The sequence below is a fragment of the Nitratireductor rhodophyticola genome (assembly GCF_019891355.1).
Lineage (GTDB): Bacteria > Pseudomonadota > Alphaproteobacteria > Rhizobiales > Rhizobiaceae > Nitratireductor > Nitratireductor rhodophyticola.
On the sequence record NZ_JAHSSF010000001.1, the window covers coordinates 1,113,632 to 1,139,974 of the forward strand.

At 61.4% G+C, this 26,343-nt stretch carries 27 protein-coding genes; 16 read left to right on the forward strand and 11 right to left on the reverse strand.

Annotated features, from left to right (window positions below; genetic code table 11):
- Positions 1 to 97 precede the first annotated feature (97 nt).
- From KUG85_RS05385 to KUG85_RS05395, 3 genes are all read left to right on the forward strand, one after another.
- On the forward strand, positions 98 to 832 hold the full coding sequence (locus KUG85_RS05385) for a hypothetical protein (RefSeq protein ID WP_255606256.1): 735 nt from the start codon (positions 98 to 100) through the stop codon (positions 830 to 832).
- Positions 833 to 978: 146 nt separating this feature from the next.
- Positions 979 to 2,853 (forward strand): ABC-F family ATP-binding cassette domain-containing protein, encoded by a 1,875-nt coding sequence (locus KUG85_RS05390; protein ID WP_223004396.1) that lies wholly within the window; start codon positions 979 to 981, stop codon positions 2,851 to 2,853.
- On the forward strand, positions 2,853 to 3,551 hold the full coding sequence (locus KUG85_RS05395; RefSeq protein WP_223004397.1) for an HAD family hydrolase: 699 nt from the start codon (positions 2,853 to 2,855) through the stop codon (positions 3,549 to 3,551). Before KUG85_RS05390 ends, KUG85_RS05395 begins: the two co-directional genes overlap by 1 nt.
- Before the next feature lie 102 nt (positions 3,552 to 3,653).
- Here the strand turns inward: KUG85_RS05395 and KUG85_RS05400 are convergent, their stop codons facing one another.
- Together KUG85_RS05400 and KUG85_RS05405 are read right to left on the reverse strand one after the other, a co-directional pair.
- Positions 3,654 to 4,100, reverse strand: coding sequence for a DNA polymerase III subunit chi (locus tag KUG85_RS05400; RefSeq protein ID WP_065818300.1), 447 nt, complete (start codon positions 4,098 to 4,100; stop codon positions 3,654 to 3,656).
- A 4-nt stretch (positions 4,101 to 4,104) separates the two neighbouring features.
- The gene (locus tag KUG85_RS05405) at positions 4,105 to 5,595 is read right to left on the reverse strand and encodes a leucyl aminopeptidase (protein ID WP_223004398.1); all 1,491 of its coding nucleotides are present in this window, start codon (positions 5,593 to 5,595) and stop codon (positions 4,105 to 4,107) included.
- A gap of 328 nt (positions 5,596 to 5,923) precedes the next feature.
- On the opposite strand from KUG85_RS05405, the gene KUG85_RS05410 reads away from it, so the two are divergent.
- The 6 genes from KUG85_RS05410 (at position 5,924) to rsmA (ending at position 13,630) form a co-directional block, all read left to right on the forward strand.
- Positions 5,924 to 7,129, forward strand: a complete 1,206-nt coding sequence (locus KUG85_RS05410; protein WP_065818302.1) for an LptF/LptG family permease — start codon at positions 5,924 to 5,926, stop codon at positions 7,127 to 7,129.
- Positions 7,126 to 8,211 (forward strand): LPS export ABC transporter permease LptG, encoded by a 1,086-nt coding sequence (gene lptG, locus KUG85_RS05415; protein WP_223004399.1) that lies wholly within the window; start codon positions 7,126 to 7,128, stop codon positions 8,209 to 8,211. Before KUG85_RS05410 ends, lptG begins: the two co-directional genes overlap by 4 nt.
- A gap of 26 nt (positions 8,212 to 8,237) precedes the next feature.
- Complete coding sequence (locus KUG85_RS05420) at positions 8,238 to 10,598, forward strand: LPS-assembly protein LptD (protein WP_255606257.1); 2,361 nt, start codon at positions 8,238 to 8,240, stop codon at positions 10,596 to 10,598.
- 189 nt (positions 10,599 to 10,787) lie between these two features.
- Positions 10,788 to 11,723, forward strand: a complete 936-nt coding sequence (locus KUG85_RS05425; RefSeq protein ID WP_007007684.1) for a peptidylprolyl isomerase — start codon at positions 10,788 to 10,790, stop codon at positions 11,721 to 11,723.
- Between the two features lie 69 nt (positions 11,724 to 11,792).
- Positions 11,793 to 12,803, forward strand: coding sequence for a 4-hydroxythreonine-4-phosphate dehydrogenase PdxA (pdxA, locus tag KUG85_RS05430; RefSeq protein WP_223004400.1), 1,011 nt, complete (start codon positions 11,793 to 11,795; stop codon positions 12,801 to 12,803).
- The gene (rsmA, locus tag KUG85_RS05435) at positions 12,800 to 13,630 is read left to right on the forward strand and encodes a 16S rRNA (adenine(1518)-N(6)/adenine(1519)-N(6))-dimethyltransferase RsmA (RefSeq protein ID WP_223004401.1); all 831 of its coding nucleotides are present in this window, start codon (positions 12,800 to 12,802) and stop codon (positions 13,628 to 13,630) included. Before pdxA ends, rsmA begins: the two co-directional genes overlap by 4 nt.
- Before the next feature lie 3 nt (positions 13,631 to 13,633).
- Here rsmA and gmk read toward each other — a convergent pair whose 3' ends face one another.
- The 8 genes from gmk to fabD form a co-directional block, all read right to left on the reverse strand.
- Positions 13,634 to 14,299: a guanylate kinase gene (gene gmk, locus KUG85_RS05440; RefSeq protein ID WP_065818307.1), complete on the reverse strand. Its 666-nt coding sequence runs from the start codon at positions 14,297 to 14,299 to the stop codon at positions 13,634 to 13,636.
- A gap of 3 nt (positions 14,300 to 14,302) precedes the next feature.
- A complete protein-coding gene (locus tag KUG85_RS05445) occupies positions 14,303 to 15,193 on the reverse strand; it encodes a YicC/YloC family endoribonuclease (RefSeq protein ID WP_065818308.1) in 891 nt (296 codons plus the stop codon).
- 40 nt (positions 15,194 to 15,233) lie between these two features.
- Positions 15,234 to 16,400 carry an endolytic transglycosylase MltG gene (gene mltG / locus KUG85_RS05450; RefSeq protein ID WP_065818309.1) on the reverse strand — a complete coding sequence of 389 codons (1,167 nt, stop codon included), beginning with the start codon at positions 16,398 to 16,400 and terminating at the stop codon, positions 15,234 to 15,236.
- 188 nt (positions 16,401 to 16,588) lie between these two features.
- Positions 16,589 to 17,845, reverse strand: coding sequence for a beta-ketoacyl-ACP synthase II (gene fabF, locus KUG85_RS05455; RefSeq protein WP_223004402.1), 1,257 nt, complete (start codon positions 17,843 to 17,845; stop codon positions 16,589 to 16,591).
- Positions 17,846 to 17,896: 51 nt separating this feature from the next.
- Positions 17,897 to 18,133, reverse strand: a complete 237-nt coding sequence (locus KUG85_RS05460) for an acyl carrier protein (RefSeq protein ID WP_007007691.1) — start codon at positions 18,131 to 18,133, stop codon at positions 17,897 to 17,899.
- A 233-nt stretch (positions 18,134 to 18,366) separates the two neighbouring features.
- Positions 18,367 to 18,921: a GNAT family N-acetyltransferase gene (locus tag KUG85_RS05465; protein WP_223004403.1), complete on the reverse strand. Its 555-nt coding sequence runs from the start codon at positions 18,919 to 18,921 to the stop codon at positions 18,367 to 18,369.
- Between the two features lie 23 nt (positions 18,922 to 18,944).
- A complete protein-coding gene (fabG, locus tag KUG85_RS05470) occupies positions 18,945 to 19,682 on the reverse strand; it encodes a 3-oxoacyl-[acyl-carrier-protein] reductase (protein ID WP_223004404.1) in 738 nt (245 codons plus the stop codon).
- Between the two features lie 51 nt (positions 19,683 to 19,733).
- Complete coding sequence (gene fabD / locus KUG85_RS05475; RefSeq protein ID WP_223004405.1) at positions 19,734 to 20,675, reverse strand: ACP S-malonyltransferase; 942 nt, start codon at positions 20,673 to 20,675, stop codon at positions 19,734 to 19,736.
- Positions 20,676 to 20,854: 179 nt separating this feature from the next.
- Between fabD and KUG85_RS05480 the strand changes: the two genes are divergently transcribed.
- From KUG85_RS05480 to KUG85_RS05490, 3 genes are all read left to right on the forward strand, one after another.
- Positions 20,855 to 21,133 carry a hypothetical protein gene (locus KUG85_RS05480; RefSeq protein WP_223004406.1) on the forward strand — a complete coding sequence of 93 codons (279 nt, stop codon included), beginning with the start codon at positions 20,855 to 20,857 and terminating at the stop codon, positions 21,131 to 21,133.
- Between the two features lie 133 nt (positions 21,134 to 21,266).
- Positions 21,267 to 22,196, forward strand: a complete 930-nt coding sequence (locus tag KUG85_RS05485; RefSeq protein WP_065818314.1) for an ABC transporter ATP-binding protein — start codon at positions 21,267 to 21,269, stop codon at positions 22,194 to 22,196.
- Complete coding sequence (locus tag KUG85_RS05490; RefSeq protein WP_223004407.1) at positions 22,193 to 22,954, forward strand: ABC transporter permease; 762 nt, start codon at positions 22,193 to 22,195, stop codon at positions 22,952 to 22,954. Before KUG85_RS05485 ends, KUG85_RS05490 begins: the two co-directional genes overlap by 4 nt.
- Before the next feature lie 107 nt (positions 22,955 to 23,061).
- On the opposite strand, the gene KUG85_RS05495 is transcribed toward KUG85_RS05490, so the two are convergent.
- Positions 23,062 to 23,730 carry a helix-turn-helix transcriptional regulator gene (locus KUG85_RS05495; RefSeq protein WP_223004408.1) on the reverse strand — a complete coding sequence of 223 codons (669 nt, stop codon included), beginning with the start codon at positions 23,728 to 23,730 and terminating at the stop codon, positions 23,062 to 23,064.
- Between the two features lie 106 nt (positions 23,731 to 23,836).
- Between KUG85_RS05495 and KUG85_RS05500 the strand changes: the two genes are divergently transcribed.
- The 4 genes from KUG85_RS05500 (at position 23,837) to rplI (ending at position 26,229) form a co-directional block, all read left to right on the forward strand.
- Entirely contained in the window at positions 23,837 to 24,475 is a 639-nt protein-coding gene (locus KUG85_RS05500) for a hypothetical protein (protein WP_223004409.1), read from the forward strand.
- Positions 24,476 to 24,725: 250 nt separating this feature from the next.
- Complete coding sequence (rpsF, locus tag KUG85_RS05505; protein WP_025030213.1) at positions 24,726 to 25,157, forward strand: 30S ribosomal protein S6; 432 nt, start codon at positions 24,726 to 24,728, stop codon at positions 25,155 to 25,157.
- A complete protein-coding gene (gene rpsR, locus KUG85_RS05510; RefSeq protein WP_002963610.1) occupies positions 25,157 to 25,405 on the forward strand; it encodes a 30S ribosomal protein S18 in 249 nt (82 codons plus the stop codon). Before rpsF ends, rpsR begins: the two co-directional genes overlap by 1 nt.
- 203 nt (positions 25,406 to 25,608) lie before the next feature.
- Positions 25,609 to 26,229 (forward strand): 50S ribosomal protein L9, encoded by a 621-nt coding sequence (rplI, locus tag KUG85_RS05515; RefSeq protein ID WP_065818318.1) that lies wholly within the window; start codon positions 25,609 to 25,611, stop codon positions 26,227 to 26,229.
- Positions 26,230 to 26,343: the final 114 nt, after the last annotated feature.

The window sequence follows — 26,343 nt, forward strand, 5'->3', positions numbered from 1 at the left end:
TTCGATAAACCATATCGATAATGTAAGTATTTATCAGAAAAGGAAATCCCTACCCTCCTCCTTGTTTGAAATATTTCGATCCGCAAGGAGGACGACAATGAATATTATACATAAGAATATGCTCATCATCATGGCGAGCGGAGCGATTGCACTCGCGATGGCGCTGCCGGCTGCCGCAATCGACATTGGCGGCGTGAGCGTTGGCGGAAATGACAATGGCGGCGTCAGCGCCAGCGTCGGTGACGTCTCCGCCTCGGTTGGAACCAGCGACGGCGTATCGGCCAGCGCCGACGTTGGATCGACCTCGGCCAGTGTCGGCGCGTCGACCGGCGGAGGCGGCAGTCTGGCCGACGTCAGCGCAGATGCGAATGTGGGAGGCGCCGTCGGCGCCACGAGCAGCACGACGGTCGGTGGCGGCGGCGGCCTCCTCGGCTCAAGCACCTCTGCATCCATCGACGGCGGCAGCGGCCTGAATGCCAATGTCGGCGCAAACATTGGAAGCGGGGGCGTGAATGCGGGCGTTGGTGCGAATGTCGGAACCGGAGGCCTTGGCGCGCTTTTCCGGTTCGGTCTCGGCAGGCGCAACAACTCCAACGACAAGGGTTCGGATGCAGGCAATCCTGGAGGACACAACCCGGGCAATGGCGGCGGCATCTCTGGAGGCGGCAATCGCGGCAGCAAGAACTTTGGACGCCGCTCCCTCAGCGGCCTCAGCGATCAGCAGCTCGCCGTCTACCGCAAACGCTGTGTGAACATTCTGCGCAATCCGAACGCGTGGGACTACGATCTCGTGCAGTTGTGCAAATTCCTGCGCCAGGCGGCAGCCCGGTGAGGAGCGCGAACAACAGCGATGTGGCCCATTTTGCCTGGGCCACACCTGTCTGCTTTCGGCAACACCGGACATTTTCCGACACGGCACGGCATCAGCTTTGACGGTCGCGGCTTGCCAGGCTGGCGGCGAGCCGTCAAAACGCCGTCATGTTGACGATTTCAAACCTATCGCTGCGCATCGCCGGACGACTTCTGATCGACCAGGCATCGCTTACCCTCCCCGCTGGAACCAAGGCTGGCCTTGTGGGCCGCAACGGCACCGGCAAGACCACGCTTTTTCGCGCCATCACCGGAGACCTCGTTTCAGAGACCGGTACCGTCAGCGTGCCGAAAGGAACCCGAATAGGCCAGGTCGCGCAGGAGGCGCCGGGCACGGACGAACCGCTGATCGACATCGTGCTGCGGGCGGACACCGAACGCGAAGCGCTGCTGAATGAAGCCAAGACGGCAACCGACGCTCACAGAATTGCGGAAATCCAGACGCGATTAACCGATATCGACGCCCATTCGGCAGAGGCCCGGGCAGCATCCATCCTGTCCGGCCTCGGTTTCGACGCGGACGCGCAGAAGCGTCCCGCATCTTCGTTTTCCGGTGGCTGGCGCATGCGCGTGGCGCTGGCGGCCGTGCTCTTTACCCAGCCCGACCTCTTGCTGCTCGACGAACCGACGAACTATCTGGACCTCGAAGGCACGCTCTGGCTCGAGAACTATCTTTCGCGTTATCCGCACACGGTTCTTCTCATCAGCCACGATCGCGATCTTCTCAACCGGGCCGTTTCGTCCATCGTGCATCTGGAGCGCAAGAAACTGACCTTCTGGCGCGGCGGGTACGACCAGTTCGCCCGGCAGTATGCCGAGAAGGTGGAGCTTCAGGAAAAGATGCGCGTCAAGCAGGAAGCACAGCGCAAGCACATGCAGTCCTTTGTCGACCGCTTTCGCTACAAGGCGTCCAAGGCTCGCCAGGCGCAGTCACGCCTGAAGGCGCTGGAACGCATGTCGCCCATGGCCGCGGTGGTGAACGAGACAGTGCTGCCTTTCCGCTTTCCCAATCCGGAGAAAGCGGTCGCCTCCCCGATCATCGCGCTCGACGGCGGCGCGGTCGGCTATACGCCCGGCAAGCCCGTTCTGCGCGGGCTTTCGCTGCGCATCGACAATGACGACCGGATCGCGCTTCTTGGCGCGAACGGCAACGGCAAGTCGACATTCGCAAAGCTGATTGCCGACCGGCTGACGCTGGAAAAGGGCTCGAAGACCGTTGCACCCGGACTGAAAGTCTCGATCTTCGCCCAGCATCAGCTTGACGACCTGCGCCCGGACGAGGACGCCTATCAGCACCTGAGACGGCTGATGCCCGACGCGCCAGAAGCGAAAGTGCGGGCGCGGGTGGCGCAGTTCGGCCTGACCACCGAAAAGATGTCGACACCCGCCCGCGACCTGTCAGGCGGCGAGAAGGCACGGCTTCTGATGGGGCTCGCCACGTTCGAGGCCCCGCATCTGCTCATCCTCGACGAGCCGACGAACCACCTCGACATCGACAGCCGCGAGGCGCTTGTCGAGGCGCTCAACATGTTCGACGGAGCGGTGATCCTCATCAGCCATGATCGTCATCTGATCGAGGCAACGGCCGACCGGCTGTGGATCGTCGGTGACGGGACGGTCTCGTCTTATGATGGCGACATGGATGACTATCGCGCCCGCATGACGGGCGGGGCGAGCCGCAACCGGGAGAAGCGGGAAACGGATAAGGCCTCCAAGGCGGACAGGCGCAAGGAGGCGGCGCGCAAGCGCGCAGCCCTTGAGCCGCTTGCCAAGGAAATCAAGGCAACCGAGGGGCTGATCGAGCGGACACGCAGGCGGATCGACGCCATCGAGGCGCGGCTTGCCGATACGAGCCTTTACGACAAGGAGCCGAAAAAGGTTTCCGAGCTGGCCAAGGAGCGCTCCGATCTTGCCACCATGCTGGCAAGGCACGAAGATCGGTGGCTGACGCTTTCCAGCGAATACGAAGAAGGAATGGCCTGATGGCACCGCCGCTCACCATCGGTTTCGACGCGGACGACACGCTCTGGCACAATGAGCGCTTCTACCGCCTGACCGAAGCCCGTTTTGCCGAACTTCTCGCCGATTTCGCCGACGCCGGGCATCTGACCGAGCGGCTTCTTCAGGCCGAGAAGCGCAATCTCGGCAAATACGGTTTTGGCATCAAGGGGTTTACCCTCTCCATGATCGAGACCGCTGTCGAGGTGACGGACGGGCGTGTGCCTGCCGCAACGATCCGCGACATTCTCGACGCAGGCCGCGAAATGCTCGATCATCCTGTCGAGACGCTGCCCTACGCAAAGGAAGCGCTGGAAGCGCTTACCGGGCGCCATCGGCTGGTGCTGATCACCAAGGGCGACCTTTTCGATCAGGAACGCAAGCTGGCGGCATCGGGCCTTGGCGATTATTTCGATGCCGTCGAGATCGTCAGCGACAAGTCGCGCGGGACCTATCAGCGGATTTTCGCGGCGCATGGCGACGGGCCGGACCATGCAATGATGATCGGCAACTCCCTCAAGTCCGATGTGATCCCGGCAATCGAGGCAGGCGCCTGGGGGGTGTTCGTGCCGCACGACCTGACCTGGTCGCACGAGCACGCGGACGAACCGGACGCCGCACCCCGCTTCCGAAAAATCGCACATCTGGGTGAAATCGAGGCGGTTCTGGCGGAAATCGGTTAGCGATTTTGGTGGATTGGCGGTGCGGGCGCCCTCGCCCTTCGACGCGCTCAGGATGAGGGTTTTTGCAAGGCAGGGTGCTCGACGCGCCGAAAGCCAGTCCGTCTAGGCCTTCTTCTGCCAGCGTCTGTCCGGCCCCTGCTGCCAGTAGGTGACGGCATGGCCTGCAGATTTAAGCGCTTTCCAGTGTCCGCGCGCTGCATCGAGCTGGGAAGCATCGTGGCCGTCGAACATCACGACGGCACGTTCATATCCGTCCACACCGGTCGGATCGGCTCCGTCAACGAAAAAGCGAATCTGCGCGCCATTCGGATTGGATGCGGCATCGGTCAAAAGCACGGGCTGATGCCCGGGATGCGCGTCACGGTCCGTGCCATGGGCGAGGAAAGCTTCCTCGCGCCATGTCCACAGCCAGTTGTCGAGCGCGTCGCAACGCTCGCGGGTGCCCGTCTGGATCACCACCCTCCACCCCCGTTCGAGGCTTTTCTCCACCAGAGGCGGCAGCGCCTCCTCCAGGGTCGATTCGGTCAGGTGGTAGAAGAGGACATCCATCGGCCTATTCGTAGCTGTCGGCCACCAGGCGATCGAGCAGACGCACGCCGAAGCCCGACCCCCAGGACCGGTTGATCTCATCAAGCGGCGCGCCCATGGCCGTGCCGGCGACATCCAGATGCGCCCAGGCACCGTCCTTGACAAAGCGCTTCAGGAACTGGGCCGCGGTGATGGAACCGGCCATGCGACCAGCGGAGTTTTTCATGTCCGCATTCTTGGAATCGATCTGCTTGTCATATTCCTCGCCAAGCGGCAGGCGCCAGACCTTCTCGCCCGTTGCCTCGCCGGCAGAGAAAAGCCGCTCGGCAAGCGTGTCGTCGTTGGAAAACAGGCCCGCCCGATGATGACCAAGCGCCACCATGACCGCGCCGGTGAGTGTGGCGAGATCGACCATGAACTGCGGCTTGTAGCGGTCGTTGCAGTACCAGAGCACATCAGCCAGGACGAGGCGCCCCTCCGCATCGGTGTTGATGACCTCAATGGTCTGGCCGGACATGGACGTGACAATGTCGCCCGGACGCTGGGCATTACCATCAGGCATGTTTTCGACCAGGCCGATCAGGCCGACGGCATTGACCTTTGCCTTGCGGGCGGCGAGCGCGTGCATGACGCCGACGACAGCGGCGGCACCGCCCATGTCGCCCTTCATGTCTTCCATACCGCCAGCCGGCTTGATGGAAATGCCGCCCGTGTCGAAGACAACGCCCTTGCCAACGAAGGCGACCGGCTTTTCCTTCGCCTTGCCGCCGTTCCACTCAATGATCGCCAGACGCGGTGGGCGCACCGAGCCCTGGGCAACCCCCAGAAGCGCGCCCATGCCGAGCTTCTTCATCTCCTTCTCGGTCAGGATCTCGACCTTTGCGCCGAGCTTTTCCAGTTCCTTCGCCTTCGCGGCGAACTCGACCGGGCCCAGAACATTGGCTGGTTCGTTAACGAGGTCACGCGCAAGCACGACGCCATTTGCGACAGCCTCGGCGCGTGCAAAGGCCTTTTTCGCCGCCGACGGATCGGCACACTGGACGGAAATCTTCAGCTTCTTGGCCGGCTTGTCGTTGCCATTGTCGCGATTCGTGGTCTTGTATTTGTCGAAGCTGTAGGCACGCAGAAGCATGCCGAGCGCGATGCCGGCTGCTGCCCCGGCGTCGATTTCGGCACCGTCAACATCCGCCACGACGGTGATCTCGGAAGCGGACTTGCCGGCGGCCAGCGCCGCACCACCGATTTTCAAAAGCGCCTCTTCCGCGAGCTCATCAGGCTTGCCGACGCCAACGGCCGTCAACCGGTCGAGCTGCGAGCCGGAGGGCGCCAGAACTTCGACGCTCTTTGCCAGTTTGCCCGAAAAACCCGACACCTCGAAAGCCCGCGCGAGAACCCCCTCCGGATCGCAGACCTTCGCGTTTTTCCCCAGACCGCCGCCTTCGGACGCCAGAACGATGACGGTGCCCTTGCCGGGCATTGCGAATTTGGCGAAGGAGACGCTCGGTCTGTCGGTCATGATATTTCCCAGATTTCCGTGATTGGTCGATAGAAGGCGCCGGCGATCTTGGAGGTTTTATGCGAATTGGCAAGGCCCGCACGCGGGGGCGTCCGGATTTTTCACCGGTGCGTGCGATCCGTGCGGCGTGGTTATCTCTCCGTAAGCAAGCTGTTAACCGCATTTGTTTCGCATTTTCTAACCAATCCCACCCAAAGTCTCGCAAGGGACAAGAAATGGTGGGCCGCCCTTCAAAGCCGGCAGTTGCGCATTGTGCGCGCGCGTCAGGACCGTTAGGTTCGCGCGCGCCTTTAAAGGGCTGTTCCAACGAAACGGATTGTCGATATCCATGCGGGTGATCGAACTTTACATCATGCGTCGCACCTTCGCGCTTTTCGCGGCGGCGTTGCTGTGGGTGCTCGCATTGGTGTGGACGACGCAGGTCCTGAACCGGATCGACCTCGTGACCGACAGTGGCCAGTCCGCCGGCACGTTCTTTTTCGTTGCCGCCCTGGTTCTGCCGTCCGTGATCCCCATCGTGATTCCCTTTGCACTCGGGATCGCCATCGCCCAGACGCTGGCGACGATGAATTCCGATTCCGAGCTGGTGGTCATCAACGCGTCGGGCGCGCCGCGCGCCACCATCATCCGCCCGATCCTCATCATCGCCATCGGCGCCAGCCTTGCCTCCTTCCTGATCAACAACACGCTTGAGCCGGCCTCACGGCAGGCTTTCCGTTCGGTGCTCGCCAACGCCCGCGCGGACCTGATCACCACCGTGCTGCAGGAAGGCTCGTTCCAGAAGGTGGATGACGGGCTTTTCGTGCAGGTTTCGGAGCGCCTGCCCAACGGGCTGCTCGGTGGCATTTTCGTGGCCGATTCGCGCGATGAGAACACCAAGCTCGTCTATCACGCACGAACGGGCGCTGCCGTGGAGCGCGAAGGCGGTTCCATTCTCGTGATGCAGGACGGCATGGTGCAGCGGCAGTCGGCCAATGGCGACGTGTCGACGATCCGTTTCGATTCCTATGCGTTCGATCTTTCGCAGTTCTCAAGCGGGGGTGGTGGAGAACCCACCCTGCACCCCAAAGACCGGTCGCTTGCCTTTCTTATGAACCCGGATGTGAACGACAGTTTCTACAAGAAGTCGCCGCAGATCATCCGTGCAGAACTGCATATGCGCCTTTCCGAATGGCTCTATCCGCTCGTTTTCGCCATGGTGGCGCTGGCGGTTGCGGGCGATGCGCGGTCGTTCCGTGAAGCGCGGCTGCACCCGATCGTCACCACGATGGCGATTGCGCTGATCGTGCGATGGGTCGGGTTCTACTCGGGTACGGAAGCCGAAAGCTCCCCATTCTTCTCCTTCGTGCTCTATGCCGCTCCGCTTTTGATGATTGGACTATGTGCGGTGTTCATCGCCACCAATCGCGTGATGGAACTGCCAACGCACTGGGTCGAGAAGCTGAACGCGCGCATGCAACGACTGACCGACGGTATGACGCACTGGCGCGTCCGGCTCGCGAACAGGCGGACACCGGCCGGGAGGCGCGGATGATCGGCCTGACGCTGGGCGGCTACTTCTTTCGCCGATACGCCTCGATTGCGGCATGGAACTTCTTCGGCATCGGCCTGCTGATCTTCATCGTGACGTTCGCAGAAGTGTCGAGCCGCTCGGCCGGATTGCCCGGCTATACGGCACAATGGGCTTTTTCACTCGCCGCGCTGCAGACCCCGATCATCCTGCTCCAGGCAGTCCCCTTTATCGGACTCATCGCGGCAATGGCGACGCTGATCAGCCTGAACCGCAAATACGAACTGGTGGTGGCCCGGGCCGCCGGCGTTTCGGCCTGGCAGTTCCTGACGCCGATCGCGTTCGGCTCCTTCCTGTTCGGTGTCCTTGCCGTGGCGGCGCTCAACCCGCTGGCGGCCAATGGCTTCGCCCAGGCACAGAGCGTCGAAGCCGAAGTGCGCGGGGCCAAGAGCAGCACCAATTCCGAAGCCGAGCAGTGGATCAAGCAGCGCTCGGGCGACGAGGAAACCATCATCGGATCGAGTGCCGTTCTGAACGGCGGCCAGGTGCTGGTGCGCCCGACCTTCTTCCGAATCGATGCCGAGGGCCGGATATTCGAGCGCCTCGACGCAGAGCGGGCATTCCTGCGCGACGGATACTGGGATCTGCAGGCCGTGGCACGTCGACGCGGTACCGCTGCGGCAGAAAAAATCGAGAGCATCCAGATCGAGACCAACCTGCAGCCGGAGTTCGTCGGCGAGCAACTCGCCCGGCCGGAAGCGACATCGATTTACGCACTGCCCGGGAAGATTGAAGTTGCCCGCTCGTTCGGGCTTAAAGCGAACGCGTTTGCCACGCATTTTCATTCACTTGTGGTGTTGCCACTGCTCTTGGTCGCCATGACCCTGATTGCCGCTACGGTATCGATGAGATTTACCAGAATGGGACAGTCAGCAACGGTGATTCTGGGTGGAATCCTCGCCGGGTTTCTGCTTTATGTGGTTTCGGTCCTGGTCAAGGCGTTCGGCAGCGCCGGAGTTGTTCCTCCGGTTGTGGCTGCTTGGACGCCTGTGGTCGTGGCGATGTTCTACGGGGTGACTTTCCTATTGTACAAGGAGGACGGTTAGTGGGGGTTGCGGCAATCAGAGCCGGCATGTCCGCACGGTTAGCGCATTTTATGGGCGCGACCGCGCTGGCAACCTTGTGCACCTATACATTGCTCCCGCAGGCCCCTACCCTGGCGCAGACGGGCGGTCTGGACGTTGCCGACCTGCCGCAGGACGCCCAGATGCTCCTGACGGCCGAGAATCTCATTTACGATAACGATCTCAACACGATCACCGCCGCAGGCGGCGTGCAGATTGAATATGCCGGCAACAGCCTTGTGGCTGACCGCGTCGTCTATGACCGCAGGACGTCGCGCGTGGTGGCGCGCGGACGCGTGCAGATCATCGAACAGGATGGCAACAAAATTTTTGCCGACGAAATCGATGTGACCGACGATTTCCGCGATGGATTCGTCAATGCCCTGCGAATCGAGACCGTCGACAAGACCTACTTCGCTGCCGAGAGCGCGGAGCGTTCACGCGGGCAACTGACGACCTTCAACAATGGCGTCTATACCGCGTGCGAGCCCTGCCGCGAAAAACCCGGCAAACCACCGATCTGGCAGATCAAGGCCCAGAAGATCATCTGGAACGGCGAATCGAAAACCGTCCGGTTTGAAGGCTCGCGCTTCGAATTCTTCGGCATGCCGATCGCCTACCTGCCCTTCTTCGAAGTCGCAGACCCGACGGTGAAGCGGAAGTCCGGCTTCCTCATTCCCGGCGCCTCCTACAAAAAGGAAATGGGGGTTGGCGTCAGCGTCCCCTATTATTTCGCATTCTCCCCTACCTACGACCTGACCGTCACCGGAACCTACTACACCAGGCAGGGCTTTCTGGGCGAAGCCGAGTGGCGCCAGCGCTTCGACAACGGCCAGTACAGCATCAAGATCGCGGGCATCAAACAGCAGGAACCGGAAGCCTGGGGCGCAAACAGCGTCAATGGCAGCGAAACCGGCCGCGGCATGATCGGTTCGAAAGGGCAGTTCCGCATCAATCCGCGCTGGACATTCGGCTGGGATGTCCTGGCGCAGACCGACAAGAATTTTTCGCGCACCTATGGCATCGATGGATTTTCCGACACGGTTCAGACATCGCAGCTCTACCTGACGGGCCTCGACGACCGGAATTTCTTCGACCTTAGAGCCTATCATTTCGACATTCAGGAAGATGTTCTGGATACCTCGCCCAACGCGCGGAACGACAAGCAGCCCTGGGTGCTGCCGAGCTTCGATTATTCCTACACACCGGATGAGGCCGTTGCCGGCGGCGAGCTGAATTTCGATGTGAACGTGCAGAACGTCTATCGGGACAGCCTTAGCCAATCGATCGTCAACGGAGATTCCACAAGAATCGACGGCGTCGAAGGGCTGGCCAGCCGCATGACGGCCGAGGCCGAGTGGAAACGTTCCTTCGTCAGCACGGGCGGTCTGGTGGTGACGCCGATCCTGCAGGCACGCGGCGATGCGATCTATACCGACTACGATGCAACGACCGTCAACGGCGTCACGAGTTTCGAGCTGAACGGAACCGCCGTCGGCAGCGACGTGCGCTCTTCCTATTACCGCTACATGGCGACGGCCGGCCTCGAAGCCCGCTGGCCGATCCTCTTCTCCACCTCGAGCGCCAGCCATGTTCTGGAGCCGATGGCACAGATTTTCCTGCGCCCGGATGCCCCCTATCAGGACAGGCTCGGCATCCCGAACGAAGACGCCCAGTCGCTTGTCTTCGACGCAACGACGCTGTTCGAGCGCGACAAATTCTCCGGTTATGACCGGATCGAAGGCGGCACGCGCGCCAATGTCGGCATCCGCTATTCCGGCAGTTTCGCCAATGGATGGACCACGCAGGGGCTGTTCGGCCAGTCGTATCATCTGGCCGGCGCCAACCCGTATGCCCAGACGGATCTGGTTCACGCCGGCGCTTATTCCGGCCTGGAGACCGATGTCTCCGATTTTGTCGGCATGATCGGCATTGCCAGCCCGAACGGATTCGCGTTCTCCGCCGGTGCACGGTTTGACGAGAAAACATTCGACATTCGCCGCACCGACCTGAAAACGGCCGCCACCTTCGGGCAGCTCACAACATCGCTGCAATATGCATATATCGAAGCGCAGCCGCTCTACGGCTTCGAAGATGACCGTCAGGAAGTCACCGGTGTGGCCAAGGTTCGCTTTGACGAAAACTGGAGCGGCTTCGCTTCGGGCACATATGATATCGAAAGCCAGACCCTTGTAAAGAACAACTACGGGTTCTCCTACGGGGATGAGTGCTTCATCTATTCGATGACCTATTCGCGCAGCAAGAACCGCGACACGCAGGAAGTCAGCCAGTCCTTTGGCTTCCGTATATCACTGCGCACGATCGGCGACTTCGGAACGAGCAGTGGCGATCTGAACACCAGCTTCTAGTATTTTTCTGAAAGGCCCCGTTTGATCGACGGGGGCCGCCTTCATGACCGTCTATGACCTGCCGCGGCGTCAAAGGTCATGTTTTTGCCCCACGCGCTGTCGATAAAAACAGCCTAAGGGACTGTAGCTCCCGTGCATTTGCTGTTATCTCAGTCGCAATTGCGGGGTGCAAAGATGAGAAAAATGACGATGTTTAGCAATTGCAGACGCTTCCTGCGCACAGGCGTTCTGACGCTGGCCATGGCGGCGGCAATGCCTCTGTTCAATGGAGCTGGCGCACTGGCGACGGAAATTCGCTACGTGGTGAACAACGTTCCGATCACGAGCTACGATATCGACCGCCGCGTGGCGTTTCTGAAGCTTCAGCGTGAAGGCGGCAATCTGCGCCAGAAGGCTACGGATCAGATGATCGAGCAGACGCTGAAGCTGCAGGAAATGCAGCGCCGCAATGTCAACATTCCCGACGAGATGGTGAATCAGGCCTATGCCCGCTTTGCCAACGGCAACCGGATGTCGACAAGCCAGCTGAACACCGTGCTTGCGCAAAGCGGTGTGACTTCCGATCACTTCAAGGAGTTCATCCGCTCCCAGATCGGCTGGGGCCGTGTCATGCAGGCCCGCACCAGCTCGACCGGACGCATGAGCGAACAGGATGTCGTCGCCAAGATGCTCGAGCAGGGCGGCAGCAAGCCCAGCGCGACCGAATACATGCTCCAGCAGGTGATTTTTGTCGTTCCATCAGGCGAGCGTTCGAGCCTGCTCGGAAAGCGCAAGCGTGAGGCGCAGGCAATGCGCGACCGGTTCCAGGGCTGCGACAGCACGCGCCAGTTTGCCAAGGGGCTGATCGACGTGACGGTGCGCGACCTGGGTCGTGTTCTTGAGCCGGAACTTCCCACGGACTGGAAAGACCAGATCAAGAAGACCTCCCCCGGCAATGCGACGGGTGTGCGCGAGACAGATCGGGGTGTCGAGTTCATCGGCGTGTGCAGCACGCGCGAGGTCTCCGACGACCGGGTTGCGCAGATGGTGTTCCAGAACGAAAATTCCGGGAACGACGCCATGGAAAAGGAAGCGCAGGCGTATCTCGCCGAGCTGCGCAAGAACGCACGTATCAGCCAGCGCTGATCAGCCGCGGGCGCGAAAAGACCGGGCCCCTTTCTTTCAACCAGGTGTTTCTCCAGGAGGAGATGGCTCGTGCTCCCGCTCGCGCTCAGCATCGGCGATCCTTCCGGGATAGGTCCCGAGATTATCCTTCAGGCCTGGCTTGAGAGGAACAGGTTCGGGCTGCCCCGGTTCTATGTGCTCGGCGATCCCGGCCTGCTCGCAGCGCGCGCGCGCCGCCTGGGGCTCGACGTTCCCCTCTCAGAAGCCGATCCGGAGGCGGCGCCCGCCGTCTTTTCCGAGCGTCTGCCCGTGTCGCCGCTCCAGAACAGGCTGGCAGACAATCCCGGGCATCCCGAAACGGTGAATGCTGCGGGCGTGATCGAGGCGATATCGCGCGCCGTTGACGACACGATGCAGATGCGCGCGGCGGCTGTCGTCACCGCGCCCATCGCCAAGAAGCCGCTCTATGACGCCGGTTTCCGTTTTCCCGGCCATACCGAGTATCTCGGCCATCTCGCAGAGGAGATCACCGGACGCGCGGCCATACCCGTGATGATGCTTGCCGGGCCTGAACTGCGCACCGTGCCTGTGACCGTGCACGAGGCGCTGGCGGGTGTTCCCGCGACCCTCACGCAATCGCTGGTGGAAGAGACAGCCCGGATTGCGGCGCGTGACCTCATGGAACGCTTCGGCATTTCCGCACCCCGCCTTGCCATTGCCGGCCTCAACCCGCATGCGGGCGAAGGCGGAGCGATGGGAACGGAAGACCGCGATGTCATCGCACCGGCAATCCACGCATTGCAGGCTGAGGGCATCAACGCATTTGGCCCCCTGCCCGCCGATACGATGTTCCACGCACGTGCGCGCCAAGGCTACGACGCAGCACTGTGCATGTATCACGATCAGGCACTGATCCCGGTGAAAACCATCGCCTTCGACGAGACGGTGAACGTCACGCTTGGTCTTCCCTTCATCCGCACCTCTCCCGACCATGGCACGGCCTTCGATATTGCCGGGAAGGGCATCGCGCGGGCCGACAGCATGATTGCGGCGATCAGGCTCGCCCGTGAGCTGGCGGACAATGCCGGTGGCGCGCGATGAGCGCGGACGGACTCCCGCCGCTGCGCGAGGTTATCTCCCGCCATGGCCTTGCGGCGAAGAAATCGCTCGGCCAGAATTTTCTACTCGATCTCAATCTGACGGCCAAAGTGGCGCGTGCCGCCGGCAATCTCGAGGGTGCGACGGTGATCGAGGTCGGGCCCGGCCCCGGCGGGCTGACGCGTGCATTGCTGATGGCGGGCGCGGAGCGGGTTATCGCCGTGGAGCGCGACGAGCGCTGCCTTGACGCGCTAGCGGAGGTCGCCGCACGCTATCCGGGACGGCTCGACGTTGTGAGTGGCGATGCCATGGAGACGGATTTTGCCGCTCTGGCCGCGAACGCGCAGGGCGCGGTGCGGATCGTCGCGAACCTGCCCTATAATATCGGCACCGAACTTCTGGTGCGCTGGCTTACGCCCGGGAGATGGCCCCCCTTATATGCGTCGATGACACTGATGTTCCAGCGCGAGGTCGCGCAACGCATCGTTGCCAGTGCCGGCGACAAGGCCTATGGCCGGCTTGGGGTTCTGGCCGGGTGGCGCACGGAGGCAAAGATTGCTTTCGACCTGCCGCCACAGGCCTTCACCCCGCCGCCCAAGGTAACCTCTTCGGTGGTGCACATCGTCCCGCGCGCGGCGCCGCTGGCCGTGGAGCCGGCGAAACTGGCGAAGATCACCGAAGCGGCCTTCGGGCAGCGCCGCAAAATGCTGCGCCAGAGCCTGAAATCGCTCGGTGGGGAGGCGCTTCTGGCGCGGGCCGGCATCGATGCCACGCGCCGGGCAGAGACGCTTTCGGTGGCGGAATTCGTGGCGCTTGCAAACAACGCCTGAGCGTCAGTTTGGCTCTTCTGCGAGAAGCCCCGCCACAAAATCAAACAGGCCGGGACGCCGGTCGCGGCGCAGACGCTCCGCCTCAACAATCGAGCGGACGGCCGAAAAGGCCGGGTCGAGCTGTTCGTTGATGACCACGTAGTCGTAATCGATCCACTTCTCGATCTCGGTGCGCGCGTTCCTGAGACGGGTCTGGATGATCTCCGGCGTATCCTCGGCCCGGCGTGTCAGGCGACCGAGAAGCTCCTTCATGGTCGGCGGCAGGATGAAGATGGACACGACATCTCCGCGCATTTTCTCGCGCAACTGCTCAGCGCCCTGCCAGTCGATGTCGAACAGCATGTCTCGGCCCTCGGTCAGCGCCTTTTCAACCGGCGCACGGGGCGTGCCGTAAAAATTGCCGTGAACCTCTGCCCATTCGAGCAGTTCGTCATTGTCGCGCATGATCTCGAACTCGCGCTGCGACTTGAAATGATAATGCACGCCCTCGATCTCGCTGCCACGGCGCGCGCGGGTCGTCACGCTGACGGAAAGCTCGAAACCGGGAACCTGCGCCAGAAGCGTGCGCGCGATGGTGGATTTTCCGGCACCCGAGGGCGAGGACAACACCAGCATCAGGCCACGGCGTGCGACGTCTGTCAAAACGGCAGGAGATGTTTCCGAGGACATGGTCTACTCCAGATTTTGCACCTGCTCGCGAAACTGATCAACCACGGCCTTCAACTCAAGGCCGATGGCCGTCACCGTTGCCGCGTTGGATTTTGAGCAAAGCGTGTTGGATTCGCGGTTGAATTCCTGGCCCATAAAATCAAGCTTTCGGCCGATGGGACCGCCGGACGCGATCAGGGCCCGCGCGGCTGCAATGTGCGTGCGCAGGCGATCGATCTCCTCGCGGATGTCGGCCTTGGCGGCAAGGATGGCGGCTTCCGCATGCAGTCGGTCCGCATCGAAGCCGGTGGTCGCATCCATGAGACGGGCCACCTGCTCCCGCAGACGCTCCCGGATGGCCTCCGGCGAGCGCGAGCGGTCGGCCTCAACCTGATCAGTCAGCGTTTCGATGCGCGACACCTGATCGAGCAATATGGCTTCCAGTGCGCCACCTTCCGCGCAGCGGGCTTCTTCAAGCCCCCGGAGAGCATCGTCGAGAGCGGCGAGAATCGCCTCGTCGAGGGAGGCGCGCAGGTCTTCGTCAGCCACGGGATCGGCAGAATCGAGGACCCCGCGCAGCGCAAGGAGCCCGTCGGCTGTCGCCGGAGCCGTGCCGAACTGCTCCTGAAGCCGGCCGGCAAGTGCTGCAACCTCTTTCAGAAATTCTTCGTCTACGACCGGACGGCGCAGGGCATCGCTCTGCGTAAAGGTCAGGGAAGCCTGTACATTTCCACGGGCAAAGCACTTTTGCAGGCGTTGGCGGGCCATCGGCTCGATACGCTCGAACCCAGGCGGCAGACGAAAACGGGCTTCAAGGCTCCGTCCATTGACCGACTTGATCTCCCAGACGATGCCGCCGGCCTCATGATCACGCGCGGCGCGGGCAAAACCCGTCATGCTCTGGAGCCTGCTCATGCGTCCCCTCGTGCAGTCGTTCCCTGCGCGCATGTCCGGCTCAGTTCGAACCGTTCTCGCCCGCGTTTTCTTCCTCTGCCCGACGCTCGCGCTCAATCTTGCGCCAGCGTGCGACATTCTCGTTGTGCTCTTTGAGCGTCCTGGCGAAAACGTGTCCGCCCGTTCCGTCAGCGACGAAATAGAGTTCGTCGGTCTGGGACGGATTGGCCACGGCCTCCAGGGCTGCCCGGCCGGGATTGGCGATGGGTGTGGGCGGGAGACCGTCTATCAGATAGGTGTTGTAGGGCGTTTTCTTGTCGAGATCGGAGCGATAGATCGGCCGATCGGATGGTTTTCCCTGCCCGCCAAACAGCCCATAGATGATGGTGGGATCCGACTGAAGCCGCATGCCCTTGCGCAGACGGTTGATAAACACGGCCGCGACGCGCGGACGCTCATCGGCAATGCCGGTTTCCTTTTCGACGATCGAGGCCAGCGTCACGAACTCGTTCTTGTCCTTGACGGGCAGGTCCTCGTCGCGGCGCGCCCATATGCTGTCCACCAGCTCCTGCTGGTCCTCAAGGAGTTTTTCAACAACGGCGCCACGGTCCATACCGCGTGTAAAGCGCAGCGTGTCGGCGGCGAGACTGCCCTCTGCCGGCATCTCCTCGGGCAGCGTGCCGGAAAGCTCTTCGGTTTCGCGGATCCGCTCGAACACCTGGAACACGGTCTGCCCCTCGGGAATGGTGAGCGAATAAAGAACGCTCTTGCCGCTCTTCAGGAGTTCCATGATCTCGTGCATCGAAGCACCGGCATCAATGGCGTATTCACCCGCTTTCAGTTCAGAATCCGCCCCATAGGCACGGACGCCGAGCGAAAAGATGCGGGCATCGGAAATGACGCCTTCCCGCTCAAGCAGGCTCGCGATCTGGCGCACACCGGTGTTCGGCTTGATCATCACGGTCTCGGCCGTACGCGACGGACCGGGCTGATGAAACTCACGCTTGCCGAAATAGAAGGCGAACCCGGCAAGAATGACCAGGAAGACTATGGAGGAGAAGACGAAGTTCAGGAAAACCACGAACTGGCTGCGCGCGCGCCTGGAGCGCCGCGGCGGTGGTGTGCCGGCCTCCGGTCGCAAAGTCTGGTTGGCCGATTTGAACGTGCGACCACGTTCTTCGCCTGCCTGACGGCCGAAGCCGGAATTGTCGCCGGAAGTCCCTGTCATGCCTCTTGGACCGCTCCCTTCAGAACGGCGCCAATGGTCGCCGGTCCTGTCCTAAATATTCGCGCGTTGAACGTTCACGCAGGCTTCGGAAAAAAGCATCTCCCGGGCCTGGCGTCCGCCTTTTCGATTCGTGTCCGTCAGACTGAATTGCGAAAATGGCAAAACTGCAAGCCCGTTATTGGAAAGCTTCAGGCTTCATAACGCTTGAAAACGAGAGACGCGTTGGTGCCGCCAAAGCCGAACGAGTTGGACAACGCCACGTCAATCTGCCGCTCACGCGGTTTGTTGGGCACCAGATCGATGGGCGTTTCCGCCTGTGGATTGTCGAGATTGATGGTCGGCGGAGCGATGTTGTCGCGGATGGCGAGAACGGAGAAGATGGCTTCTGCCGCACCGGCTGCACCCAACAGATGACCGATCGACGACTTGGTGGACGACATCGACACCTTGCTCGCGGCATCGCCCAGAAGACGCTCCACGGCACCAAGTTCGATCGTGTCCGCCATGGTCGATGTGCCATGCGCGTTGATGTAATCGAGATCGTCCGCGGTCAGGCCGGCGCGGTTCAGCGCTGCCTTCATGCAGCGATAGGCGCCGTCACCATCCTCGGCGGGAGCGGTGATGTGATACGCGTCGCCCGTGAGGCCGTAGCCGACCACTTCCGCATAGATCTTTGCGCCACGCGCCTTTGCGTGTTCCAACTCTTCCAGAACGACAACGCCGGCGCCCTCGCCCATGACAAAACCGTCACGGTCGCGGTCATAAGGCCGGGAAGCCTTTTCCGGCGTGTCGTTGAAGCTGGTGGAAAGCGCCTTGCAGGCGGAAAAGCCGGCAATGGAGAGGCGGGTGATCGGTGCTTCCGCACCACCCGCCAGCATGACGTCTGCGTCGCCGAGCATGATGAGACGGGCTGCGTCACCGATGGCATGTGCGCCTGTGGAACAGGCGGTCACCACCGCATGGTTCGGTCCCTTCAGCCCGTGGCGGATCGACACCTGACCCGAGACCAGGTTGATGATGTTGCCAGGGATGAAGAAGGGGCTGATGCGGCGCGGGCCGCGCTCAGCAAGCGTCAAGGCGTTTTCAGCAATGCCCTCGATGCCGCCGATCCCCGAGCCGATGAGCACGCCGGTGGCATATTTCTCATCGTCGGTTTCCGGTTTCCAGCCCGAATCCTCAAGCGCCTGGTCTGCCGCAGCAATGCCGTAGGTGATGAACTCACCGATCTTGCGCTGCTCGCGCGGCTCCAGAAAGGCATCGGGGTCGAATGCCCCCTCGCCTTCGCGCGGGATCGAATTGGCGATCTTGCAGGCCAGGTCATCGACCTCGAAACGATCGATGCGGCTGGCCGCACTCCTGCCCGAAAGCAGGCTCTTCCACCCATGTTCAACACCGAGGCCGAAGGGTGAAAGAAGCCCCATACCGGTGACGACAACGCGTCTCATATGCTGATTATCCGCCTTGACTACGTTTCGTAGCGAAAACGCCGGACGGCGTCAGGCGGTCGCCTTGTCGATGTACTTCACAGCGTCGCCGACGGTGAGGATCGTCTCGGCTGCATCGTCCGGGATTTCAACGCCGAACTCTTCTTCGAACGCCATGACCAGCTCGACCGTGTCGAGGCTGTCTGCGCCAAGATCATCAATGAAGCTTGCGCCTTCGGTCACCTTGTCGCCTTCGACGCCCAGATGTTCGACAACGATTTTCTTAACGCGTTCTGCAGTATCGCTCATGAGAGAACCCTCGACTTTCTGAATTTCCGATCTTCGTTAGCCGCACGAATGCCGCTAATCAAGCGAAATGACGACTAAAGCGCCGATACGATCGACGCCCAGTCTGTTATGCTCCGATGACGATGCACAGCGTGCATGCGGCGGGCGGAACGGCTTCGAGCGGGCGCTTATCACGATTTTGGCGCGCGCGCCAAGCGTTATTCCACGTCCCGCCACTCCTGCGACCAGTCGCATCAGACACCGGACCCGGCGCGCCAGTCACGGCGCAGGAAACGCCAAACGACAGGCTCTCCCGGGACCTCGATCCCTTTGTTTCCCTGTCGTACAGGTCTTTCGAGACGAGCGCCAAGAAAGGAAGCAAGCCTTGCCGCCTGGTGGTTTTCTGCGGTGGTTTCACCAAATATCTCGCAGAGGGCGAGCGTGGAGAAACCGAAGTCGAGCAGGCCGCGCGTGATCTCTGCGGCACTGCCGTAGCGCCCCCACATATCCGGCGAAAGCTCTATACCCAGCTCACCACTGCCCTGTGGACAATTTGCCGTGCGGACACCGGCGCAACCGACGAGCCGGCCGGTTTTGCGCTCGATGACGGCAAACTGGTGGTTCCGGCGCGGGCGCTCCTGCGCCCATGTGCGGAAGAGCGCCACGAGTTCGGCGGGATCGCCCGCTTCCTGCCCGGCCTTATTGCGGGCGGAAACGAAGCGCGGGTCGGACTGGTAGGCGGCCAGTGCCGGAACGTCAGCGGGCTCGAAGTCGCGCAGCACAAAGCGCCTTGTGGCAAGCCCGTCCATCGTTCCCCCTGCCCGAACCGCGCTCAGATCATCGCCATGCCGCCATTGACGTGCACGGTCTGGCCCGTGACGTAAGAGGCCTCATTGGAGGCCAGATATGCGACGGCGGACGCGATTTCATCACCGCTGCCCATGCGCTTCATGGGAATGGCACCCATGATCGCGTCGCGCTGCTTGTCGTTGAGCTTGTCGGTCATGGCCGATTCGATAAAGCCGGGGGCAACGCAATTGACGGTGATCGACCGGCTGGCGATTTCCTGGGCGAGCGACTTGGAAAAGCCGATCAGACCTGCCTTGGAGGCACAGTAATTCGCCTGGCCGGGATTGCCGGTGACGCCCACAACGGAGGTGATGTTGATGATGCGACCGAACCGGCGACGCATCATCGGATGCGTGAGCTCGCGGGTGAGCCTGAAAACAGAACCGAGATTAATCTCGAGCACCTGATCCCAGTCCTCGTCGCTCATGCGCACAAAAAGGCCATCGCGGGTGATGCCCGCATTGTTGACGAGGATATCGACGCCCTCAAGTTCCGATTCCGCCTTCTCCGCCAACTGTTTGACTTCATTGCGGTCAGACAGGTTGGCGGGAAACAGGTTGACGCGATCACCGAGATCGGAAGCGAGCGTCTCCAGCTTTTCAACCCGTGTGCCGTGCAGGCCGACGACGGCACCCTGGGCATGCAGGGTGCGCGCGATGGCCTCGCCGATGCCGCCGGACGCCCCCGTCACCAGTGCCTTGCGGCCGCTCAGATCAAACATGGCCTTGTCCTTTTCAATCACCTAAATTCTTCGTTGTACAAGCGGCCCGGCTCAGCCGAGCGCCGCCATTGCCGCTTCTATGTCTGCCGGCGTGTTGACCGGAACTGCGGCAAGATCGCGGTTGATGCGACGGGCGAGACCGGAGAGCACCTTGCCGGAGCCGATCTCATAGAGTGTTTCCACACCATTGTCGCCGAACCAGCCGACGGTTTCACGCCAGCGCACCCGGCCCGTGACCTGCTCGACCAGCCGTTCGGCGATCTCTTCGGGATCACTCAAAGGCGAAACCGTGACATTGGCCACCACCGGAACAGCCGGGGCGTGCTTCCTGACATCGGCGAGTGCTTCGCGCATCGCCTCGGCCGCCGGCTGCATGAGCGCGGAATGGAAAGGGGCGGAAACCGGCAGCATGATCGCGCGCTTGGCGCCCTTTTCGGAGGCGAGCTTCGCGGCTTCTTCCACGGCGCTTTTGGCACCGGAGATCACGAGTTGACCGCCGCCATTGTCATTGGCGATCTGGCAGACGCCCTCCTTGTCGGCAGCGGAGCAGACCGCTTCCACGTCTGCCGCCTCGAGGCCGATGATCGCAGCCATCGCCCCCTCGCCCACCGGCACCGCCGCCTGCATGGCATTGCCGCGAATGCGCAGCAGCCGAGCGGTATCGGCCAGGGAGAATGTGCCGGCAGCGCAGAGCGCGGAATATTCGCCAAGCGAGTGACCAGCCACGTAGGACACCTTGTCCTTGAGTGAGAGACCGCCCTTTTCCATCACCCGCATCGCCGCGATGGAAACGGCCATAAGCGCAGGTTGTGCATTGGCGGTGAGGGTCAACTCATCCTCCGGGCCTTCCCACATGATCCTGGAAAGCTTCTGCTCCAGCGCGTCATCGACCTCCTGGAACACGTCGCGCGCTTCTGGAAACGCATCGGCCAGATCGCGCCCCATGCCGACAGCCTGACTTCCCTGACCTGGAAAGGTGAAAGCGATGCTCATCGCCAAATCTCCGGTATTCGTCCTTATCGGGCGCATCTGGTGACGCAACACAACCGGCGCGTCAAGCTTTTTGGGCGTTTTCGGCATCCGGCGCCCGATGACATGAAAACTCCATAATTGAAGAGAGATGTATCGCTGCTCCGCCCCATTTCCGGTGGCGTGTATGGGTATTTTCAGACATGTCTTTTGTATCAGAAGAGCCGCGACCGCAGGAAATTGCGCCTCGTCGCAGGCTGACGCTTGCGCAGGCGGTCGGTTTCGTTTCCGTAACTCTCTTTATTTCCACGGAAGTGGCAGCCGCTTCCGCCGCCGGTATCTGGGGCCTCTCCGGACTGCTGCACCTTCAGCCCCTCGGCGAGACCATTCTGACGGCGATCGTCGGCATTCCGGCGCTCTTTGCGATGGTGCGCTGCGGGCAACTCGCCTTCGCAGCGGAGACCGACCCCGAAAACAACTGATCCGGTCACGGGAAACGAAAACGTCCGGCATGTCAGGAAATGTCAGCGAGCGAGCGAGCGCGCTGGCAAGCGGGCTGCATATTGCCTATATGTGCGCGGCCTGCCAAAGCCCCCGACATGACGGACTTTTCCCATGACGACAGCTCTTTCCATCAAAGACCTTTCAAAGACCTATGACACCGGCCTGACGGCCCTGAATTCGGTCGATCTCGACATCAAGCGCGGGGAGATACTCGCCCTGCTCGGCCCGAACGGGGCCGGTAAAACGACAATGATCTCCATCATCTGCGGTCTGGTGAAACCCACCACCGGCACGGTGACGGTAGAGGGCAACGATATTGTCCAGAACTACCGCCAGGCGCGCCAGCTCATCGGTCTGGTGCCGCAGGAGCTGCACACCGAAACCTTCGAGACGGTCTGGGCGACGGTCAGCTACAGCCGAGGCCTTTTCGGCAAGAAGCCGGCGCCGGCGCTGGTCGAACAGATCCTGCGCGACCTCTCGCTCTACGACAAGAAGGACAGCCAGATCATGGCGCTCTCGGGCGGCATGAAACGGCGCGTGATGATCGCCAAGGCTCTCGCACATGAACCGCGCATCCTGTTCCTCGACGAGCCGACGGCAGGCGTCGACGTGGAACTGCGCAAGGATATGTGGCGGCTGGTCAAGCGCCTGCGCGACACCGGCGTCACCATCATCCTGACCACGCATTATATCGAAGAGGCGGAAGAGATCGCCGACCGCGTGGGCGTCATCAACAGGGGCCGGCTCCTTCTGGTCGAGGAGAAGGCCGAGCTGATGCGCAAACTCGGACAGAAGCAGCTTACGCTCGACCTGCAGAAGCCGCTGGAGCATCTGCCGGACCAGCTTTCCGAATATGACCTGGAGCTCGCCGATGGCGGCGAGCGGGTCATTTATCACTATGACACACAGGCGAAACGAACGGGCATTGCGTCCCTGCTTTCGGCGCTGAGCGAAGCCGGGATCACCGTCAAGGATCTCGACACGGAGCAACGCTCGCTCGAAGACATTTTCGTGAGCCTCGTGGTGGAGGAAAACCAGTGAATTTCGAAGCCGTCAAATCCATCTATCTCTTCGAGATGGCCCGCATGAAACGCACGCTTCTGCAAAGCGTGATTTCGCCCGTGCTCTCCACCTCGCTTTATTTCATCGTCTTCGGCGCGGCCATCGGCTCGCGCATCGAGGAGATCGACGGCGTCCAATATGGCGCCTTCATCGTTCCCGGGCTGATGATGCTGACGCTGTTACAGAATTCCATCTCCAACGCATCGTTCGGCATCTATTTTCCAAAGTTCATCGGCACGATTTACGAGGTCCTCTCCGCGCCGATCTCCTTTTTCGAGATCGTGCTTGGCTATGTGGGGGCGGCGGCAACCAAGTCGCTGATCCTGGGCCTGATAATCCTGGCAACGGCGCATCTCTTCGTCCCCATAGAGATAAGACATCCCTTCTGGATGCTGTTCTTCCTGGTGATGACGGCGATTACCTTCAGCCTGTTCGGCTTCATCATCGGCATATGGGCCGACAATTTTGAAAAACTTCAGCTGATACCGCTTCTGGTGATCACGCCGCTCGTCTTCCTTGGCGGCTCGTTCTACTCCATCGAGATGCTGCCGGAATTCTGGCAGAAGGTGACGCTTGCCAACCCGGTGCTTTACCTCATCAGCGGCTTCCGCTGGAGCTTTTACGAGACTGCGGATGTGGGGATCGGCGTGAGCATCGCCATGATCTCGTTCTTCCTTGCGCTTTGCCTTGGCGCCATCTGGTGGATATTCAAGACCGGTTACAAGCTCAAGACGTGAACGCTAAAGCGCGTCGCGATCTTTCAGATTCGCTCTGTGCGCTTTAGGTTCTTGATTTGACGCATGTCTTTGTCCCGAAACCGGTGCCCACTTTCGGGAGACATGCGCTATCGCAGGGTCTTCAGGTAATCCTTGAATTCCCTGCCAGCCTCTGGCGCAAAGCGGTCGCCGGTTTCGGCGACCGTCACCAGCCGATCAATGCGAAAGTTGCGAAAGTCGTCGCGCTCCTCGCACCAGGCCGTCATAAGCCAGACATTGTCGAATGCGGTCAGCCCCAACGGGCGGACCCTGCGCGTGCTCTTCTTCTCCTTCAGGTCGAGATAGACGATTTCAAGACGCCGGCGCCCGCGTACCGCACGGCGAAGAGCAGCCAGGTGGCGCTGTGCATCCGACGCCCTTGAATATGCGATCATGTCCCCTTGCCGCACACGCCCATGCTGACCGTCGGGTGCTATTGCATCAACCTTTGCGGCCACGCGGGCGGCAGCCTGCTTCAGATCGCCATCGCCGCGCGCTGAAATCAACTGCATGCCAAGCGTGATCGCGTCGAGTTCATCGGCGTCGAAGTGCAAGGGAGGCAGAAAATAGCCGCGCTCGATCTGATAACCGACGCCGCCCTCGCCCCGGATGGGAGCCCCCATGGACTGAAGCGTGGCGATGTCGCGGTAGAGAGTGCGGACCGAAACGCCCAGCGTTTCTGCCAGTTGGGCAGCACTGACCGGCTGGCGGTGCATCCGCAATTGTTCAAGCAATCCGAAAAGTCGTGATGCGCGCATGCTCCACCCTGACAGAAACTGTCAATCCTTCGGGATAGCTACGGCACGTCGGCCTGTTCGGCAAGTCCGACCGCAGCCGCTGCCCCTATCAAGAGGAAAACAGTCAATGTTGAGAAAATCCGAAGGCCCTGTGAGGGTGATGGGCTTTGCCCGATACCAAAAGCGCGCGGACGTTGAAGCGGCCCGCCTGATCGACGCCGCCCTGGCCTGGCAGGAGACCTTTCTGCGCCCGATGGACGGCATCCTCCTTCATGCGTTTCTCGGCAATCTGAACGGCGGTTTTGCCGACATCATTCTGGCCCGTGACGACCAGAGCTTCGAGGGGATGCTCAAAGCCTATGACGACGCAGAAAGCGCGAAGACGTTCATGGCATTGCTGGAGCCCGGCACCGTGCGGCTGTCGCGCAACCAGATACTCAAGCAGATCGCATCCCCGCCAGACGCGTTTTCCTGCGTTGAATTCGGAACCTTCAAGATCGCTGACGGCAGCAATGCGAGTGAGCAGGACGTGCTCGCGATTTCGGAACGGATCGAAAGCGAATATCTCGACCAATCCGACAATACGAGGCTCCATTACATCGGGCGAGATGCGGAAAACCGCTTTTGCGAGGTCACTTTCGGACGTTCGCTGGGTGAAACAAAACGCATGTGCGAGGGCTATGTCGGGCACCCGGTCTGCCAGCCGCTGCTCGATCTGTGCGACCCGGCCAGCCTCGACCTTGATTTCTGGTATCTGCTCGCCTGAAACCGTCGCCTTGCATCTTCGTTGAAAACCTGTATAAGCGCGCGATCTGCCGGTCTCAGCTGGGGGCTGAACGGAGGGCCGTGCGCTTTTCCCGATATCGGGAAGCGTGCGTTGTGAAGACAGGTTCTTCCGCCTCCCGTGTCTCCGCTCTCGACCGTCCAACGCGCTTTTCTTCGGCCCCTCGGGGACAAGACTAGTCGCAGAGGCTTAGCCGCTGGGCCGGTGGATGGAAACGAAGAAAGGCAAGACAATGGCACTTTACGAACACGTGTTCCTTGCCCGGCAGGATCTCTCGCAGCAGCAGATCGATGCCCTTGTTGAACAGTACAAGGGTGTGATCGAAGCTGGCGGCGGCTCCGTTGGCCGGGTTGAAAACTGGGGACAGAAGTCCCTCGCCTACCGGATCAAGAAGAACCGCAAGGCCTATTTCACGCTCATGGACATCGACGCTCCGGCTGCGGCCGTGAAGGAAGTCGAGCGCCAGATGGGCCTGTCGGAAGACGTTCTGCGCTTCATGACGGTTCGCGTCGACGCGCATGAGGAAGGCCCTTCCGCGATGATGCAGCGCCGCGACGACCGTGGCCCGCGCCGTGACGACCGTGGCCCGCGTGGCCCGCGCCGTGACGATCGTGGCCCGCGCCGCGACCATGACCGCGACAGCAACAAGGAAGGCTCCGAATAATGGTCGACATCAATCAGATTCCGACGCGGCGTCCTTTCCACCGCCGCCGCAAGACCTGCCCGTTCTCCGGCGCCAACGCACCGAAGATCGACTACAAGGACGTGAAGCTCCTGCAGCGCTACATTTCAGAGCGCGGCAAGATCGTTCCGTCCCGCATCACGGCGGTCAGCCAGAAGAAGCAGCGCGAACTGGCCAAGGCCATCAAGCGCGCCCGTTTCCTGGGCCTTCTGCCCTACGTGGTGAAGTAAGACTTTCGGCGCGGGCGGTTTTCCGCCCGCCCCCTCCCCGCGGCGGGCGCGGACGAGGCTTTTCAAATCCCGAGTTGGGGCGAATGCCCCTAACTGCCACCATGGGCAGGACAGCGACTTTCGTGCCGCACAGCGGCATTTCCGTTTCTGACCTGCCTTTATGAAATTCCGGCGCAGGGCGCCGATGACAAAGGACAGAAACGATGGACGTTATTCTCCTTGAGCGTATCGCCAAGCTCGGCCAGATGGGCGACGTGGTGAAGGTCAAAGACGGCTACGCACGCAACTTCCTCCTGCCCAAGGGCAAGGCTCTGCGCGCCAACGAAGCCAACCGCAAGAAATTCGAGAGCCAGCGCGTCGAACTCGAAGCACGCAATCTGGAACAGAAGAAGGAAGCCGAGGCCGTTGCAGAGAAGCTCGACGGCAAGTCCTTCGTCGTCGTTCGTTCCGCCGCCGAGACCGGTCAGCTCTACGGTTCGGTCGCCACGCGCGACATCGTTGAGATCCTGGCCGATGAAGGCTTCAAGATCGGCCGCAGCCAGGTCGAGCTCAACCAGCCGATCAAGACCATTGGCCTGATCAATGTCGCCATCGCGCTTCACCCGGAAGTCGAGGTCACCGTGACGCTCAATGTTGCGCGTTCGAGCGACGAGGCCGAGCGCCAGGCACGCGGCGAGACGCTGGATTCTGCGGAAGCCATTTACGGCGAGGACATCAACGACAGCGCGCGTCCGGACGAATTCTTCGATCCGGAAGCCGAGTATGAAGATGTCGAAGCAGCCTCCGACGAGGCGGCTGCCGAAGAGACCGACGAGAACGCGTAATTCACGCGCAAGCTGGTTCAGACCGCCTCAGCGCTTCAGGGAATCGATGAGGCGGTCCGGGCCAGCTATCTGTTTTCAAGCAGTTCCGAAGGGAAATCCGGTTTCCACTCTTCC